The sequence below is a fragment of the Methylobacterium sp. Leaf87 genome (assembly GCF_001422775.1).
GTDB lineage: Bacteria > Pseudomonadota > Alphaproteobacteria > Rhizobiales > Beijerinckiaceae > Methylobacterium.
On the sequence record NZ_LMMI01000045.1, the window covers coordinates 299,769 to 314,739 of the forward strand.

Here is a 14,971-nt window from a genome sequence, read left to right on the forward strand (position 1 = left end):
CGTGACCCGGACGGAAGCCGCAATGCCCGATTCATCCCTCCTTCGCTTCGAGGCCGTGGCGCCGTTGCGCGCGCAAGGCGCGGCGTGGCGCAAGGCCGGCGAATCCGTGGTGCTGGTGCCGACCATGGGGGCCCTGCATGCGGGCCACCTCGCCCTCGTGGCGCGGGCGCGTGTGTTGGGACGCCGCGTGGTGGCGAGCATCTTCGTCAACCCGACGCAGTTCGGCCCGACCGAGGATTTTTCGCGGTATCCGCGCGATACGGAGGCCGATCTGGCCCTCCTGGCGGAGGCCGGGGCCGATGCCGCCTACTTGCCCGATGTCGCTGCCATGTATCCGCCGGACTTTTCCACCCGCGTCGAGGTCGATAGCCTCTCGCAGGGCCTGTGCGGCCAGTTCCGCCCGGGGCATTTTTCCGGGGTCGCCACCGTGGTGACGAAGCTCCTCAATCGGGTGCAGCCCGACATCGCTCTGTTCGGCGAGAAGGATTATCAGCAGCTTCAGGTGATCCGCCGCGCCGTGCGCGACCTCGACCTGCCCGTGGAGATCCAGGGCGTGGCGACCCTTCGCGAGGCGGACGGCCTCGCCCTGTCCTCGCGCAACCGCTACCTCAGCCCCGAGGAGCGCCGCGCCGCGCCGCGCCTGCATGCGGTCCTGTCGGCCATCGCCACGGGCCTCGCCGCCGGAGCCGAGGCGGAGCCGCTGGTGGCCGGGGGCCGGGCCGAACTGGAGGCGGCGGGTTTTTCGCCCGTGCAGTATTTGGAGGTTCGCGACGCCGAGACCCTGGAGCCGGCGACGCGGGCCAGCCGGCCCGTACGGGTTCTGGCGGCGGCCTATCTCGGCCGCACCCGCCTCATCGACAACGTGGCCGCACTCAGGGCTTGAGGGGGTTGGCGAGGAAGAAGTTCAGCATGGCGCGCGACGCGTCCGGCCCACGCGGATCGGTGTAGCTTCCAGACATAGTGCCGCCCGACCAGGCGTGGCCGAGTCCCCGGACCAACCAGCTCTCGACGGAGACGTGCCCGGCCGCATCGGCGTAGCGGGTGCGGATGTAGGGAAGTCCGCCGGGGCTGACGGCCTCGGTGACTTCGGGGGTCAAACCGGCGATGCCCGCCTGGGTGAGCGCCTGCTCGCCGTTGAGCGGATTGACCGTGCCGTCACTCTCGCCGTGGACCACGATGGTCGGCATGGGCGTGACGGGGGCGATGCAATCGGCCGCCGCCACGGGCCCGAGGCGCATCACGGTCAACGCCGCCGAGACGTCGCGGGCGCACCCCGCCGCCAACCCCGAATGGATGCCCACCGCCGCGAAGAGTTCGGGATAGGCGTGGGCCACGTTGGCCGCCGCCGCCCCGCCCGCCGAGAGGCCGGCGATGAAGACGTGGCGGGGATTGATCCGATGCTCGGCGACGACCGCGCGGGTCATGCCGGCGATGATGCCGGTCTCGCCGGCCTCGCGGTCCTGGTCGCCCGGTTGGAACCAGTTCCAGCAGCGCTGCCCGTTGGCCCGGCTCGTCTGGCCGGGATAGAGGACATAGAATCCGTGCGTCTCGGCCAGGGTGTTCATCCCGGTGCCGGCGGCGAAGTCGGCCGGCGACTGGCTGCAGCCGTGAAGCATCACCACCAGGGGGCGGGTGCCCGGATGGGCCTTGGGCACGAACAGCTTGTACTCGCGGGTCCCGTGCGGACCCGTATGGCTGCCGTCGGTGAAGCTGCTCTCGCCGGTGGTGGCGGGCTCCGGGGTGGCGGGCATCGCCTCCTCGTCCGGTCTGCGCCCGACGCGGCCCGATACGCCGAGCCCTTCCAGGACGGGCGCGACGCTGCGCTCCAGACCCTGCGTCACCGACTCGACCACCTTGCGCAGGCGGTCGGTCAGACCGGCGGTTTCTGCTGGCTGGGACACGTGGCCGTGCGGCTCGAGACCTTCGTTCATGCTGCGCTGGATCAGAGCCGATGCGTCGCCGAGGCGCCCCGTGGCGGTGAGCCGGGTCGCCTCCATCTTGTCGGCCAAGCGGTCCTGCATCCGGTTCTGTTGATCGCTCATCGGAGATTCGCTTTCAGGTTCTGCGCGGCACCAGGGGACGCACGAACGGTCCGGGGCGGGGTTGGAAGGGCGGGGCTTGACGATAAGGCGAGGGTGGTCAGCGCAACCGGTCGGCCAGCGCCGCCTTGACGGCGGGACTCGCCTGCAGGCTGCCCATGACCTCGATGGACGCGATGGTCTCGCGCGCGAGTTCGGGGGAGACGTCGGCGGCGATGCTGGCGAGTCCCAGGACACGGATATCCAGGGTGGTGCCGGCGGCGCGATGGGCTTCGAGATCGAGGCGGCCGTAGTGGCGCAGACCGAGTTCCACGTGTTTGCGGGCCACGGATTGACGCGTCACGTCGGCGTGGCGGACGATCTGATTGCGGACGGCCGTGCGGATGAAGTCGGAGCGGTTGGCATAAAGGCTTTCGGAAACGAGAAGGTCGATATGCCCGAGGTCGACGTAGCCGAGGTTGATCGTGATCTTCTCGCTGTCACCGACCCGCGTTGTGGGCCGTGGCCTCTGCAGAATGTCCGACACGTCCCGCTCCGCTACCATCTCCACAGCTGGTATATGGAGGATGAATGGTGCGACGCAATATGAAATATTGCGCTGCACTTCCGTGTTTGGATGCCATGCGTCCCACGCAAATCTCTACCTTCCACCGACTTGGAAACCGGTGTGTTCGACATCGGAAATTTGTCGCGGATGCGACCGGGGCTCAGGCCAGGAGCTTGTCGATGGTGATCGGCAGTTCTCGGATGCGCTTGCCCGTGGCGTGGAACACCGCGTTGGCCACCGCCGCCGCCGTTCCCACGATGCCGATCTCACCGAGCCCCTTCACGCCCATGGGATTGGCCTTGTCCTCCTCGTCGACGAAGATCACGTCGATGTCGTGGATGTCGGCGTTCACGGGCACGTGATACTCGCCGAGATTGTGGTTCATGAACCGGCCCAGCGTGTGGTCGAGCATCGATTCCTCTTCCAGGGCCGAGCCGATCCCCATGACCACGCCGCCGAGGATCTGGCTGCGTGCGGTCTTGAGGTTGAGGATCTTGCCCGCCGCGATGGCGGAGACCACGCGGGTGACGCGGATCACGCCGAGATCCTCGTCGATCTTCACTTCAACGAACACCGCCGAGTGGGTGTAGGGCGAGAAGGCCTTCTGGTGCGCGGCATCCGGCCCGGCCGAGCCCGTGGCCTCCAGGGTTTCCGTGCCGGTGGCCCTCAGCACATCGGTGATGGCGATGCTGCGGGACGCGTCGCCCGCTACCCCGATGTGCCCATCCTTGAACACCGCGCGGTCGAAATCGACGTTGGCGAGCGGGGAATCGTCGAGCCCGCGCGCCAAGGCGAAGAGTTGCCCGGCGAGATCCTGGCAGGCCCGCATCACCGCCGTGCCGGAGGACGCCGCCGTCCACGAGCCGCCGGCGAGCGGCGCCTCGGCGAGGTCGGTGTCGCCGAGCTTCGTCGTCACGTCCTCCATCCGCAGCCCGAGGGTGTCGGCGGCGATCTGGGTCAGGATGGTGTATGTGCCTGTGCCGATGTCGCCCGTGGCATTGCCGACCGTGAGCTTGCCGTCCTGGGTCAGCGTGGCGCTCGCGCTCGACTGCTGCATCATCGATTCCCAAATGCCCGTGGCCATGCCCCAGCCGACGAGTTCGCGCCCGTCGCGCATGGAGCGGGGCTCCGGATTGCGGGTCGACCATCCGAAGCGCTCCGCGCCTTCCGCGAAACAGGCGCGCAGGGATTTCGAGCTGAACGGCTTGCCCTCCGTCCGGTCGCTCTCGCTGTAGTTCTTGAGGCGAAGGGCGATGGGGTCCTGCCCCGTCTCGTAGGCGAGTTCGTCCATGGCGATTTCGAGCGCCATCACGCCCGTGACGGCGCCGGGCGCGCGCATGTCGGACGGCGTGTAGGTGTCGAGCTGGGCGAGCTTGTAGGAGAGGGCGACGTTGTCGCAATCGTAGAGCACGCCCGACCAGTTGACGACGACCTCCTGGTAATCCTCGAAGTTCGAGGTGCCCGAGATGGCGTCGTGCCGGATCGACCGAAGGCCGCCCGAGGCATCCGCGCCCAGCGACACGGTTTGGAGCACGTCGGGGCGGTAGCCGAAGGTGAACATCTGGTCGCGGGTCAGCACCACCCGCACGGAACGTTCCAGGGCGCGGGCGGCCAGCACGGCGAGGAAGAGCTGGTATTGCGGGCGCAGGCCCGAGCCGAAGCCGCCGCCGAGATACGGGTTGAGGACGCGCACATCCTCCTTCTTCATGCCGAACACCGCGGCGATGTAGCCGTGGGTGTTCACGACGCCCTGGATCTTGTCGTAGACGGTGATCTTGCCGTCGCCCTCCCACACCACCGTGGAGGCGTGGGGCTCCATCGGGTTGTGATGCTCCACGGCCAGGCGATAATCCTGCGAGACCTTGATCGGCGCGGCGTCGAAGGCGCCCGGGGCGTCGCCCCACGGGGCCGGCGGCGGCTTGATGCCCGAGCGCTTCTTCGGCGGCTCGTAGGCGAGCTCGCGCTGGGCCTCGAGATCGGTGGTCGGGGCCTCGGCCTCGTAGGCGACCTTGACGAGGGACGCGGCGTGGCGGGCCGTGTCGAAATCCTTGGCGACGACCAGGGCGACGGGCTGACCGCTGTACTGGATCTTGTCGTCGTAGAGGGCCCGGAACGGCGAGCCGGGCGGGGCCACCATGTCCTGGTAATTGTAGTCGAGCCACGCCGTGCGGGGCCGGTTCTCGTGGGTGAGGACCTTGATCACGCCCGGCACGGCTTCGGCGGCGGCGGTGTCGAGGGCGGTGATGCGGCCGCGGGCGATGCCGCTCGACACGACGTAGCCGTGGGCGAGGTCCGGCGCGGAAAACTCACCGGCGTACTTCGCCTGCCCGGTGACCTTGGCCGGACCGTCGACGCGGCTGCGCGCCGTGCCCACGTAGGTGTCCGTGCCGGAGGAATTGATGGACTTGGCCATGGAGCGGATTTCCTTCAGGCGATGCGCTTGTCGGACTGCGACTGGGGCGTGCCGGCGGCGGCCTGGGACAGGCCGCGCACGAGGGCGCGTCGCGTGAGTTCGACCTTGAACGCGTTCTCGGATTGGGGCTGGGCCGCGGCGACAACGATGTTGGCGGCGGCCGCGAAGGTCTCTTGCGTCGCCGGCTTTCCGGCGAGGAAGGCTTCGGCTTCCCTGTCGCGCCACGGCTTGTGGGCGACGCCGCCCAGGGCGAACCGGGCGGACCGGATCGTGTCGCCGTCGAGGGTCATCACGGCGGCGACCGACACGAGGGCGAAGGCATAGGACAGGCGGTCGCGCAGCTTGAGGTAGGTATGGTGCGGGCCGAAGGTCTCGTCGGGAAGGTCGACGGAGAGCACGATCTCGCCGGGCTTCAGCGTGGTGTCGCGCTCCGGATTGTCCTCCGGCAGGCGGTGGTACTCGGCGAACGGAATCGTCCGCTCGCCCTCCGGCCCCGCGACCCGCACCACCGCGTCGAGGGCGGCCAGGCCCACGCACATGTCGGACGGATGGGTGGCGATGCAGCTTGGGCTCGTGCCGAAGATGGCGTGGATGCGGTTGACGCCGCCGATGGCCGGGCAGCCGGAGCCGGGCAGGCGTTTGTTGCAGGGTGTCGCTTCGTCGTAGAAATAGTAGCAGCGGGTGCGCTGGTTGAGGTTGCCGCCCGTCGTGGCGGCATTGCGCAACTGGCCCGAGGCCCCCGCCAGGATCGCGCTGGCGAGCAACGGGTAACGCTCCTTCACCTGCGCGTCGTACGCGACGGTGGAATTGGTCACGAGGGCGCCGATGCTGAGCCCGCCGTCGCGCGCCGCGATGGCGTCGAGGGGCAGACGGGTGATGTCGACGAGCCGACCTGGCTGCTCGACGTTGTATTTCATCAGATCGACGAGGTTGGTGCCGCCGGCGATGAAGCGCGCGTTGCCCCCTGCCACCGCCTTCACGGCGTCGGCGACGGTCTCAGGGCGGACGTAATCGAAGCGGTTCATTTCGCGGCTCCCGCCTGCATCACGTCTTCGATGGCGTCGACGATGTTGGTGTAGGCGCCGCAGCGACAGATGTTGCCGCTCATGGCCTCGCGGATCTCTTCGCGCGAATGCGCGTGGCCCTCCGCCATCATGCCCACCGCCGAGCAGAGCTGTCCGGGCGTGCAGTAACCGCACTGGAACGCGTCGTGCTCGACGAAGGCTGCCTGGAGCGGGTGGAGACCGGCGCTCTCGGCCAGGCCCTCGACGGTGGTGATGCTGGCCCCGTCCTTCATCACGGCGAGTGCCAGACAGGAATTGATGCGTACCCCGTCGACCAGCACCGTACAGGCGCCGCACTGGCCGTGATCGCAGCCCTTCTTCGTGCCGGTGAGGTCAAGATCCTCGCGCAGCAGGTCGAGGAGGGTGGTCCACGGGGCGACGTCGAGGGTGCGGGCCTGCCCGTTGATCGTCAGGCTGATGGCGATGGTGTTCGCCGCGCCGGGCGCGCCGCTTTCGATGAGCATGGCATGTGTCCGTGACAGAAGCAGCGACCGCAACGGCCGCCGGATTTCGGAAATTCGGTCGAAACGGCAGGCAGGGGGAAAATCACCGTCCCTGGTCGGTCCACTCGATAACCGTTCCAGATTGCGCCTGTTCCCTTTCAGGGCCCGTCGGGAAGGTTTGCGCCCTCACGGCACCTCGGCTAACCCGGTGTCGATTCCCGACGAAGGACGTCCGATGACTGCGCTCGCTCCGGTTCTCAACGACATCGACCGCGATCTCGACAACGCCCTGGAGCGCCTGTTCGCGTTCCTGCGCATCCCGTCCGTCTCCACCGATGCCGCCTACGCACCCCATTGCCGCGCGGCGGCGCAATGGCTGGAAGGCACGCTGACGGCGCTCGGCTTCGAGACCGGCATCCACGAGACCTCGCTGCATCCGGTGGTGCTGGCCCATGCGCCGAAGCCCGGCACACCGCACGTGCTGTTCTACGGCCATTACGACGTGCAGCCGGTCGACCCCCTGGCCCTGTGGGAGACGCCGCCCTTCGAGCCGCGCATGGCCCTGAACGCCAAGGGCGAGCAGCAGATCGTCGCGCGCGGCGCCTCCGACGACAAGGGTCAGGTCATGACCTTCATCGAGGCCTGCCGAGCGCATCTGGCCATGGAGGGCGAGCTGCCCTGCGGCGTCACCATCCTGATCGAGGGCGCGGAGGAGAACGGCTCGCAGGGCCTGCCCGAATGGGTCGCGGCGAACCGCGACAAGCTCGACGCCGACATCGTGCTCGTGTGCGACACCAGCATGTGGAACCCCACCACGCCGGCCATCACCACGTCCCTGCGCGGCCTCGCGTATTTCGAGGTGAAGGTGCGTTGCGCCGACCGCGACCTGCATTCGGGCTTCTTCGGGGGCGCGGCGCGCAACCCCATCCACGTCCTGTCGAAGATCATCGCCGATCTGCACGACGCCGACGGCAAGGTGGCGCTACCGGGCTTCTACGAGGGCGTGCGCGAGACGCCGCAGGCCATCCTCGACCAGTGGCGCGGCCTCGACTTCACGGCGGAGACGTTCCTCGGCCCGATCGGCCTATCGGAGCCAGCCGGCGAGCACGGGCGCATGCTCATCGAACTCGTCCAGTCGCGGCCCGCCTGCGACGTCAACGGCATCATCGGCGGTTATACGGGCGAGGGCACCAAGACGGTGATCGCCGGCGAGGCCAGCGCCAAGGTCTCGTTCCGCCTCGTGGACGATCAGGACCCCGAGCGGCTCGCCCGCACCTTCGAGGCCTTCGTGCGTGAAAGAATCCCCGCCGACTGCTCCGTCGAGGTGATCTGCTACAAGGGCAGCCGCGCGATCAGCCTGCCCTACGACATGCCGGAACTCGACCTCGCCCGCGCGGCGCTGGCCGAGGAATGGGGCGTGCCCGCCGTGACCATCGGGGCCGGCGGCTCGATTCCCATCGTGGGCGACTTCAAACGGCTGCTGGACCGCAACACGCTCCTGATCGGCTTCGGCCTCGACGACGACCGCATCCACTCGCCCAACGAGAAGTACGACCTGAAGAGCTTCCACAAGGGCACCCGCTCCTGGGCCCGCATCCTGGCAGCCTTCGGCGCCGCCGGGCGGGCGGCCTGAGGGCGGTCGGAGAAACGCGACTTGCGTATCCGCGTCCCGTCCCGATGACGGAGCCATCCGCGCAGCGGGTCGACGGACATCTCTTCGCGGTGGGCGAAGGCGTCTTCGTCGTCCGCTATCCCCTGTCCACCGCCCTGCCGATTCCCCTGGGCCTCGGCGCGGGCGAACTCCTGACCTGGGCGTTCTGCGGCCTAGGCCGGCCCGGCACGGAGCCGATGGCGCTCCTCGTCCTCTCCGCCCACGATCCGGGTGGGAGCCTGACCGTCGCGACGCATTTCCACGATCTGCTCGTCTCGGTTCCGCCGCCGCGTCCGGCGGCCGAACTCGATCCGGCCGAGCGCTCGGCCCTGTGCCCGGCCGTGCTGGGTGCCCTGACCCCCGCGACCTACGGTGCCCTCACCCCGTTGCTGGCGCTCCTCGGCCCCGCCCTGTCGGCCCTCGCCGAAAGTCGGGAGGCCTCGGCCGGCGCACCCGACCTCGCGCTAGCGGGTTCGGGCGAGGCGACCCTGACGGGCAGCCGTGTCCCGAGCGTCCTGATGCTACGCTCCGGTGCCCGGTGGCGCTGCGCCCGGGTGGCGCGGGCCCGCTTGCGTTTCGGTGCCGCGCCCCATGCGGTCCTCACCCTCGATCCCGTCTGGGGCGAGCCCGCCACGGGCACCACCGACGCCGCCCTCCTCGTCGGATCGGACGGGATCACCGCCGTTCGGGGGCGCCCGTGAGCCGCCCGACCGTCCTCGTGATCGCGCCGATGCCGGCCTTTCCGACGAGCGCCGGCAACCGGCGCCGCCTCGTCACCACCTGCGAATCCCTGGCGCGGGGCGGGTTCGCCGTCGATCTCGCCTACTTCGCCCACGAAGACCAGATCTACCGCCGCTTCGGCCAGCACCCGCCCACCGATGCGTCGGCCATGGCCCGGCATTTCCAGCGGACCTTCTGGATCGAACCGAAGGCCGCGATCCCCCTCAAGACGCGCGCCCGGCACTTCGATATCGACGATTGGTGCCCCGACGAACTCCTGGACTTCGTCGCCTGGTACTGTGCGGCCTACCCCGAGACCCGCGCCGTCCTGGTCAATTACGTGTTCCTGTCGCGCTGCCTCGCGGCGGTGCCGCCCGGCCGACTTACCCTCATCGACACCCACGATCGCTTCGCCGACCGGCAGGCGCAGTACCGCCCGTTTCGGGCCGAGCCGAATTTCTTCTACACCGACGTGGCCGGGGAAGCGGCCGGGCTCGACCGGGCGGACGTGGTGCTGGCGATTCAAGCGGAGGAGGCGGCGCATTTCGCGGCGATCACGCGCGCGCACATCCACCTCCTGCCGCCGCATTTCCCGGCCCGCCGGCCGTTCCGCGCCCCCGAGCGCCTCGCCCGGATCGGATTCATCGGCCACGGCAACGATCCGAACCTTTTCTCCATCGGGCGCTTCGCCGAAGCCTGGAGCGCGGATTGGAGACCGGGCCGGCCGATCCTCGTCATCGCCGGCGAGATCTGCGCGGGCCTCGGGGCGAGGCCACGACCTGGCATCGAGTTAGCCGGCTATGTCGATCGGATCGAGGACTTCTACGACGGCGTCGATCTCGTTGTGGCACCGATGCTCATGGGCAGCGGTCTCAAGATGAAGGTCGCCGAGGCCCTCTCTTTCGGCGTCCCCGTCATCGGCACCAGCATCGGTTTCGAGGGTTTTTCGCCCATCGCTCCGGCCCATCGCTGCGCGGGTGTGGACGAGGTCAAGGCGCAGGTGCTCACCCTCGTGGAAGACGCCCGCGGGCTGGCGGCGCTGACAGAGGCCTGCGCGAATTTATTTGCCAGCTATAATTCCGGCACGCAGGCGGCGGAGGACGCGCTTCTGACGCTCTTGCGGGCGCACATCGGAGATCTGATCCCCGAACGCGGCGATGCGGTGCCTCCCGCAGCCATCGATGGACACGATCCGGTCACCCTGGCGTTGCCCAGTGGCGCCCTGACCTGCGTGGCCGGCCTCGGCACGGCGGAGCCGGACGATGCCCGACACGGCATTCTCATCGCCACCGAACGCGCGGCCCCGCCGGGCACGGCCCCCTATTCGCCCGAGCGGCGGCGCTGGTTCGTGCAAGCGGAGCAGGGACCCTCGAGGGGAATCGCGAGCGGCCTCGCCGGAGCCGAAGTCGCCCTCGGTCCTGAATGGGTGCGGGGACGCCGGTTGCCGCCGGCCCTCCGCGCCGCCGTAGCGGTGGAGATCGCCGGGGTGCAGCCCGATTGGGAGGCCGAGGCGCGCCTCGTCGGCGCCGGACCCCGACGGTTCGTCCTAGCTCTGGCGCTGCCGAGTCACCTCGTCGTCGGCCGCCATCCGGGCGCGGCGTTTCTGATCGAACCCGACGCGGCGCTGGAACTGACCCTGGGCGCCATCACGCCCCTCGGGCTCGCCCAGGGGCTGCCGTTCCTGAGCGCGACGCGCACGGATCTCGCGCCCGTCCCGGCGAGCCTCACCCTGGACGGAGGAGAGGCGCCGACGAACGGAGGCCTTCTGCTGATCCTGCACGACGACCTCGTCGGCCGCGTTCGGCTGCCCGCCGCCGGCTCGTCCCCCGGACTTCACCCATGACGACTTCGCCCACGACCACATCGCCCATGACGCCGCTGTTCGAAGCCGTCGATGCCGCCACCGGCCGCAAGGCCGCCCTCGCCGAGGCGGCCCTTATCTGGAATTCCCTGTTCCTCAACGATGTCCGCATCGGCTTCCGATCGGAAGCGACGCCGCGCGTGTCCATCGTCATCGTCGCGCGCGGCGCCCGCCACATGCTGGCCTGGACCCTCTACCGCCTCGCCGCCGGGCAGGCCCTGGCCGGCGTGCCCTTCGAGGTCATCGTCGTCGACAACGCCTCCGATGCCGAGACCCGCGCCCTGTTCGCCCGGGTCGACGGCGCCGAGGTTGTGCTCAACGACGAGAATATCGGCTTCGGCCCCGCCTGCAACGCGGGCGCGGCGCTGGCGCGCGGGCCGTATCTCCTGTTCCTTAACCCCGATGTCGACCTGATGCCCGGGGCTCTCCGCGCCCTCCTCGACACCTTCACGGAGTTCGACGCCGTCGGCATCGCCGGTGCCCGCCTCGTGTTCCCGGGCGGCGTCCTCCAGGAAGCCGGAGCGAATTTTCGCGACGACGCCCAGACCACGCATCCGTACGGCCGGGGCGGCGCCGATGCCTTCGCGCCCGAGGCCTCCTTCGCCCGCGAAGTCGGCTACGTTTCGGGCGCCGTGCTGATGATCGAGACCGCCCTGTTCGGGCAGCTCGGCGGGTTCGACGATTGGTTCGCGCCGGCCTATTTCGAGGACACGGATCTGTGCGTGCGCTGCCACCAGGCCGGGCGCCGGGTGGTGTATCAGCCCCGTGCCATCGCGATCCACGTCGAGAACGTCACAAGCGCCCGGCGCGACGACGTCGAGCGCCTGCTCGACCGCAACCGCGCGCGCTTTCGCGAGCGCCATGCGGCGTGGCTGTTCGGGCAGGGACCGCAGCGCACCGGATTCGCCGCCCGCGACCACGACCCCTGGACCCTGCGCGTCCTCTACGTCGAGGACCGGGCGCCGCACCTCGACCTCGGTGCCGGCCTGCCGCGCGCCAACCACATCCTCAACGCCATGGCGGGCCTCGGCTACGCGGTGACGTTCTGCTCCATCCACGGCGAGCGCGAGGAACCGGGCCGGCTCACCCGCGACCTCTCCACCCGCATCGAGATCGTCGAGCCCTGCGGCGAGGCCGGCCTGCGCCACCTCGTCCAGGAGCGGCCGGATTACTACGACGTGCTCTGGGTCAGCCGTCCGCCGAACATCGAACGGACTTGCCGCGTGCTGCACGATCTCGGGCTCACCCCGCGGGATGTCGGGCGCTCCCGAATCGTGTTCGATTCGGAGGCCGTGTTCGCCCTGCGCGGCTTCGTCACCGAGGCGCTCTCCGGCGCTCCCGCCCACGGCCCCGCCCTGGCGCGGGCCTGCGCGCGCGAGATCCGCCACTTCGCCGTGGCCGACCACGTGGTCTGCGTCTCGGAGGCCGAGGCGCGGGTGCTGCGGGCGAGCGGCGTTCCCAACGCCACGGTGCTGGGCCATGCGCTGACCTTCCGGGACGACCCGCCCGATTTCTCGGCGCGCGACGGCTTCGTGTTCCTCGGGTCGCTGGCCCGCGAGGGCGAGCCCAACATCGATTCCCTCGATTGGTTCTTTTCGGACGTCTGGCCCCTTCTTCGCGCGCGTATGCCGGATGCGCACGTCACCCTCGTCGGCGCCATGGCGCCGTCCATCCGTGAACGGCTTTCGGGCGAGGGGGTGCGGATCCTCGGCCGCGTCGACGCGGTCGGCCCGATCCTCGATGCCGCCCGCGTGTCGCTGGCCCCGACGCGCTTTGCCGCCGGCATCCCGCACAAGGTCCACGAGACCGTCGCGCACGGCCTGCCGGGTGTGATCACGCCGATCCTCGCCGCGCAGATCGGCTGGCCGGACGGCACCGGCTCCCTGACCCGCGACTGGCGCGATCCGGCAGGCTTCGCCGAGGCCCTGGCGAGCCTCCACACGGACGACGCCCTCTGGACCGAGGTTCGGCGGGCCGGTCTCGACCGGATCCGGGCCGAGTGCGATCCCGCGTCCTACGCGCAGACCCTGCGTCGTCTCTGCGAGGCACCGACCTTCGCATGAGCGCGAAACCCAACCCCCGCCAGCGTGCCGTCGCGCGCATCACGGAACTCGTTCGTCGGCTCATCATCGGCCGTGTGCCGCGCCTGTTCGACGAGGCTTTCTACCGGACGCGCTACCCCGACGTGGCCCGTTCCGGGATCGACCCGTATTGGCACTACGTCCGGCGCGGCGCCGGCCTCGGCTACGATCCGAACGCGGATTTCGACACGGCGTATTATCGCCGCCAGAGCGGGCCGACCCGCCTCGACCCCGTGCGGCATTACCTGCGCACGGGCGCCGCCGCCGGCCTCGATCCGAGCCCGGCCTTCAGCACCCTGATGTATCTCGCCCGCTATCCCGATGTCGGGCGGGCGGGCATCAACCCCCTCCTGCATTTCCGTCAGGACGGGCGCCCCGAAGGCCGCATCGCCGCGCCGTCCTCCACCGGGCCCGACCAGTGGGTGGCGCTGGCCGGCGTGCGGGCCGCTCACCGGTGGGATTACCCCAGTGCGGAGACCCCGCGCTTTACCCTCGCTTTCCGGCGCGACATCCCCGTCGAGGCCTGCCCCGACGACGCGCCCCGGCTCTGCCTCGTCCTGACCCTCGACGAATCCGAGATGGCCGCCCTCGTGGCGACCGTCGAGGGCTTCGCACAGGGGATCGCGGACGCCGTCGCCCTCGACATCGACACGACCGCGCGACCGCACCCGCCGCGCCCGACGGCGATCCTCGCCCTGGAGCAGTGCTTCCACGGGACCGGCGCGGATGGGGAACGGCGCCTGCGCTACGCCGAGGCCCGGCTGTGGGACCTCGTACCCGAGCGGCCGCGCGTCCGCGCCATCGGCCGGGGCGGCGGCCTCTCCGTCGGCGTGCCCGCCGGCTGACGCGGCGCGCTTGCGTGCGTTCGGGCGCGCTGACACAGTCGGCGCAATGGGTTGACGGGCGCCAAGCCCGCGCCCGACGGCACGGGAGCGAGGCGTGAGCCAGGACACGCAGGTGCGCACGCATCTGTGCGGGATTCGAACGGCCTGGACGGATGCGTCCGAGGCGGGCCGCGCCGTATCCGAGATCGCCGCCGCCCTCGGCCCCGCCGAGCTGTCGCAGATCGTGGTGTTCTTCTCGTCCGATGTCTGCGTCGAGACCCTCAATCACGCGCTGACGAAGCACTTCCCCGGTGTGCCGGTCGCCGGCTGCACCATGTCGGGCGGGATCAGCCCGGCCGGGGGCCTCGCCCGAGGCCTCGTGCTCATCGCGTTTCCCATGGCCGGCTTTCGCATCGTCTCCGCGGTGCTCGACGCCATCGATCACCTCGACGTCGCCCGCACCGCCGCCGCCGTCCGCGCCCTGCGGCGCACCCTCGGCGGCGAGGCCGGCGAGCCGCCCCAGGGCGGGCGCTTCGCCCTCTCCCTCATCGACGGGCTCGCCAATGCCGAGGAGACCGTGGTCTCGGCCATCGCCTGGGCCCTCGACGGCATTCCCCTGGTCGGCGGCTCGGCCGGCGACGGCCTCGATTTCCGGGAGGCGACGCTCCTGCACGGCGGTGCGATCCACCGGCGGGCGGCGGTGCTGCTCCTCGTGGAGACCGATTACCCGACGCAGATCTTCAAGAGCGACAACTTCGAACCGACGACGACGAAGTTCGTGGTGACGGCCTCCGACGACGAGCGCCGCATCGTCTACGAGCTCAACGCCGAGCCGGCGGCGCGGGAATACGCCATGGCGGTGGGGCTCGACCCCGAAGGGCTCTCGCCGATGAGCTTTGCCGCCTATCCGTTGGCCGTTCGAATCGGCGGCGAGTATTTCTGCCGCTCGATCCGGCGCCTCGATCCGGAGAACGGGTCGCTCAGCTTCTTCTGCGCCATCGATGAGGGGGTGGTGCTCACCCTCGCCCGGCCGCGCGACATCGTCGCCACCACCCGGGCCGAACTCGAACGCCTGGAGACGCAACTCGGCGGCATCGACCTCGTGATCGGGTTCGACTGCATCCTGCGCCGCCTCGACGCCGAGCACGCGCAGGGGCGCCACGGCATCTGCGACCTCTATCGGCGCTACGACGTCGTCGGCTTCGAGACCTACGGCGAGCAGTACCGGGCCATGCACCTCAACCAGACCTTCACGGGGATCGCCATCGGGCGCCGGCCGCTGCCGTGAGCGGTCCCCCGGATTCGGAGAGCGCGCAGCGCATCGCCAA

At 70.0% G+C, this 14,971-nt stretch carries 12 protein-coding genes; 7 read left to right on the forward strand and 5 right to left on the reverse strand.

Features of this window, described 5'->3' with window-relative positions; genetic code table 11:
* The first annotated feature begins 22 nt into the window (after positions 1-22).
* A complete protein-coding gene (gene panC / locus ASF22_RS18065) occupies positions 23-883 on the forward strand; it encodes a pantoate--beta-alanine ligase (RefSeq protein ID WP_056266836.1) in 861 nt (286 codons plus the stop codon).
* On the opposite strand, the gene ASF22_RS18070 is transcribed toward panC, so the two are convergent.
* From ASF22_RS18070 to ASF22_RS18090, 5 genes are all read right to left on the reverse strand, one after another.
* Positions 873-2,042 carry a PHB depolymerase family esterase gene (locus ASF22_RS18070; RefSeq protein WP_056266839.1) on the reverse strand — a complete coding sequence of 390 codons (1,170 nt, stop codon included), beginning with the start codon at positions 2,040-2,042 and terminating at the stop codon, positions 873-875. The genes panC and ASF22_RS18070 overlap by 11 nt on opposite strands.
* Before the next feature lie 97 nt (positions 2,043-2,139).
* A complete protein-coding gene (locus tag ASF22_RS18075; RefSeq protein ID WP_056266841.1) occupies positions 2,140-2,583 on the reverse strand; it encodes a hypothetical protein in 444 nt (147 codons plus the stop codon).
* 163 nt (positions 2,584-2,746) lie between these two features.
* On the reverse strand, positions 2,747-4,999 hold the full coding sequence (locus ASF22_RS18080; protein WP_056266844.1) for a xanthine dehydrogenase family protein molybdopterin-binding subunit: 2,253 nt from the start codon (positions 4,997-4,999) through the stop codon (positions 2,747-2,749).
* A gap of 14 nt (positions 5,000-5,013) precedes the next feature.
* On the reverse strand, positions 5,014-6,024 hold the full coding sequence (locus ASF22_RS18085) for a xanthine dehydrogenase family protein subunit M (RefSeq protein ID WP_056266847.1): 1,011 nt from the start codon (positions 6,022-6,024) through the stop codon (positions 5,014-5,016).
* Entirely contained in the window at positions 6,021-6,527 is a 507-nt protein-coding gene (locus ASF22_RS18090) for a (2Fe-2S)-binding protein (RefSeq protein ID WP_056266850.1), read from the reverse strand. Before ASF22_RS18090 ends, ASF22_RS18085 begins: the two co-directional genes overlap by 4 nt.
* 214 nt (positions 6,528-6,741) lie before the next feature.
* Here ASF22_RS18090 and ASF22_RS18095 point away from each other — a divergent pair, with 214 nt between their 5' ends.
* The 6 genes from ASF22_RS18095 to ASF22_RS18120 all read left to right on the forward strand — a co-directional run bounded on the left by ASF22_RS18095 (position 6,742) and on the right by ASF22_RS18120 (position 14,931).
* Positions 6,742-8,139: a M20/M25/M40 family metallo-hydrolase gene (locus ASF22_RS18095; RefSeq protein ID WP_056172743.1), complete on the forward strand. Its 1,398-nt coding sequence runs from the start codon at positions 6,742-6,744 to the stop codon at positions 8,137-8,139.
* 44 nt (positions 8,140-8,183) lie between these two features.
* The gene (locus ASF22_RS18100; protein ID WP_056266853.1) at positions 8,184-8,858 is read left to right on the forward strand and encodes a hypothetical protein; all 675 of its coding nucleotides are present in this window, start codon (positions 8,184-8,186) and stop codon (positions 8,856-8,858) included.
* Positions 8,855-10,720, forward strand: coding sequence for a glycosyltransferase (locus ASF22_RS18105; RefSeq protein WP_348271158.1), 1,866 nt, complete (start codon positions 8,855-8,857; stop codon positions 10,718-10,720). Before ASF22_RS18100 ends, ASF22_RS18105 begins: the two co-directional genes overlap by 4 nt.
* Positions 10,717-12,801 (forward strand): glycosyltransferase, encoded by a 2,085-nt coding sequence (locus tag ASF22_RS18110; RefSeq protein ID WP_244474334.1) that lies wholly within the window; start codon positions 10,717-10,719, stop codon positions 12,799-12,801. The genes ASF22_RS18105 and ASF22_RS18110 overlap by 4 nt, the downstream gene beginning before the upstream one ends.
* Positions 12,798-13,664 carry a hypothetical protein gene (locus ASF22_RS18115; RefSeq protein ID WP_056266858.1) on the forward strand — a complete coding sequence of 289 codons (867 nt, stop codon included), beginning with the start codon at positions 12,798-12,800 and terminating at the stop codon, positions 13,662-13,664. The genes ASF22_RS18110 and ASF22_RS18115 overlap by 4 nt, the downstream gene beginning before the upstream one ends.
* Before the next feature lie 94 nt (positions 13,665-13,758).
* Positions 13,759-14,931, forward strand: coding sequence for an FIST N-terminal domain-containing protein (locus ASF22_RS18120; RefSeq protein WP_056266860.1), 1,173 nt, complete (start codon positions 13,759-13,761; stop codon positions 14,929-14,931).
* The last annotated feature ends 40 nt before the right edge of the window (positions 14,932-14,971 follow it).

Bases quoted from the DNA above. Each gene is read 5' to 3' on its own strand.
- panC (WP_056266836.1), top strand. From the start codon at position 23: ATGCCCGATTCATCCCTCCTTCGCTTCGAGGCCGTGGCGCCGTTGCGC.
- ASF22_RS18070 (WP_056266839.1), bottom strand. From the start codon at position 2,042: ATGAGCGATCAACAGAACCGGATGCAGGACCGCTTGGCCGACAAGATG.
- ASF22_RS18075 (WP_056266841.1), bottom strand. From the start codon at position 2,583: ATGGTAGCGGAGCGGGACGTGTCGGACATTCTGCAGAGGCCACGGCCC.
- ASF22_RS18080 (WP_056266844.1), bottom strand. From the start codon at position 4,999: ATGGCCAAGTCCATCAATTCCTCCGGCACGGACACCTACGTGGGCACG.
- ASF22_RS18085 (WP_056266847.1), bottom strand. From the start codon at position 6,024: ATGAACCGCTTCGATTACGTCCGCCCTGAGACCGTCGCCGACGCCGTG.
- ASF22_RS18090 (WP_056266850.1), bottom strand. From the start codon at position 6,527: ATGCTCATCGAAAGCGGCGCGCCCGGCGCGGCGAACACCATCGCCATC.
- ASF22_RS18095 (WP_056172743.1), top strand. From the start codon at position 6,742: ATGACTGCGCTCGCTCCGGTTCTCAACGACATCGACCGCGATCTCGAC.
- ASF22_RS18100 (WP_056266853.1), top strand. From the start codon at position 8,184: ATGACGGAGCCATCCGCGCAGCGGGTCGACGGACATCTCTTCGCGGTG.
- ASF22_RS18110 (WP_244474334.1), top strand. From the start codon at position 10,717: ATGACGACTTCGCCCACGACCACATCGCCCATGACGCCGCTGTTCGAA.
- ASF22_RS18115 (WP_056266858.1), top strand. From the start codon at position 12,798: ATGAGCGCGAAACCCAACCCCCGCCAGCGTGCCGTCGCGCGCATCACG.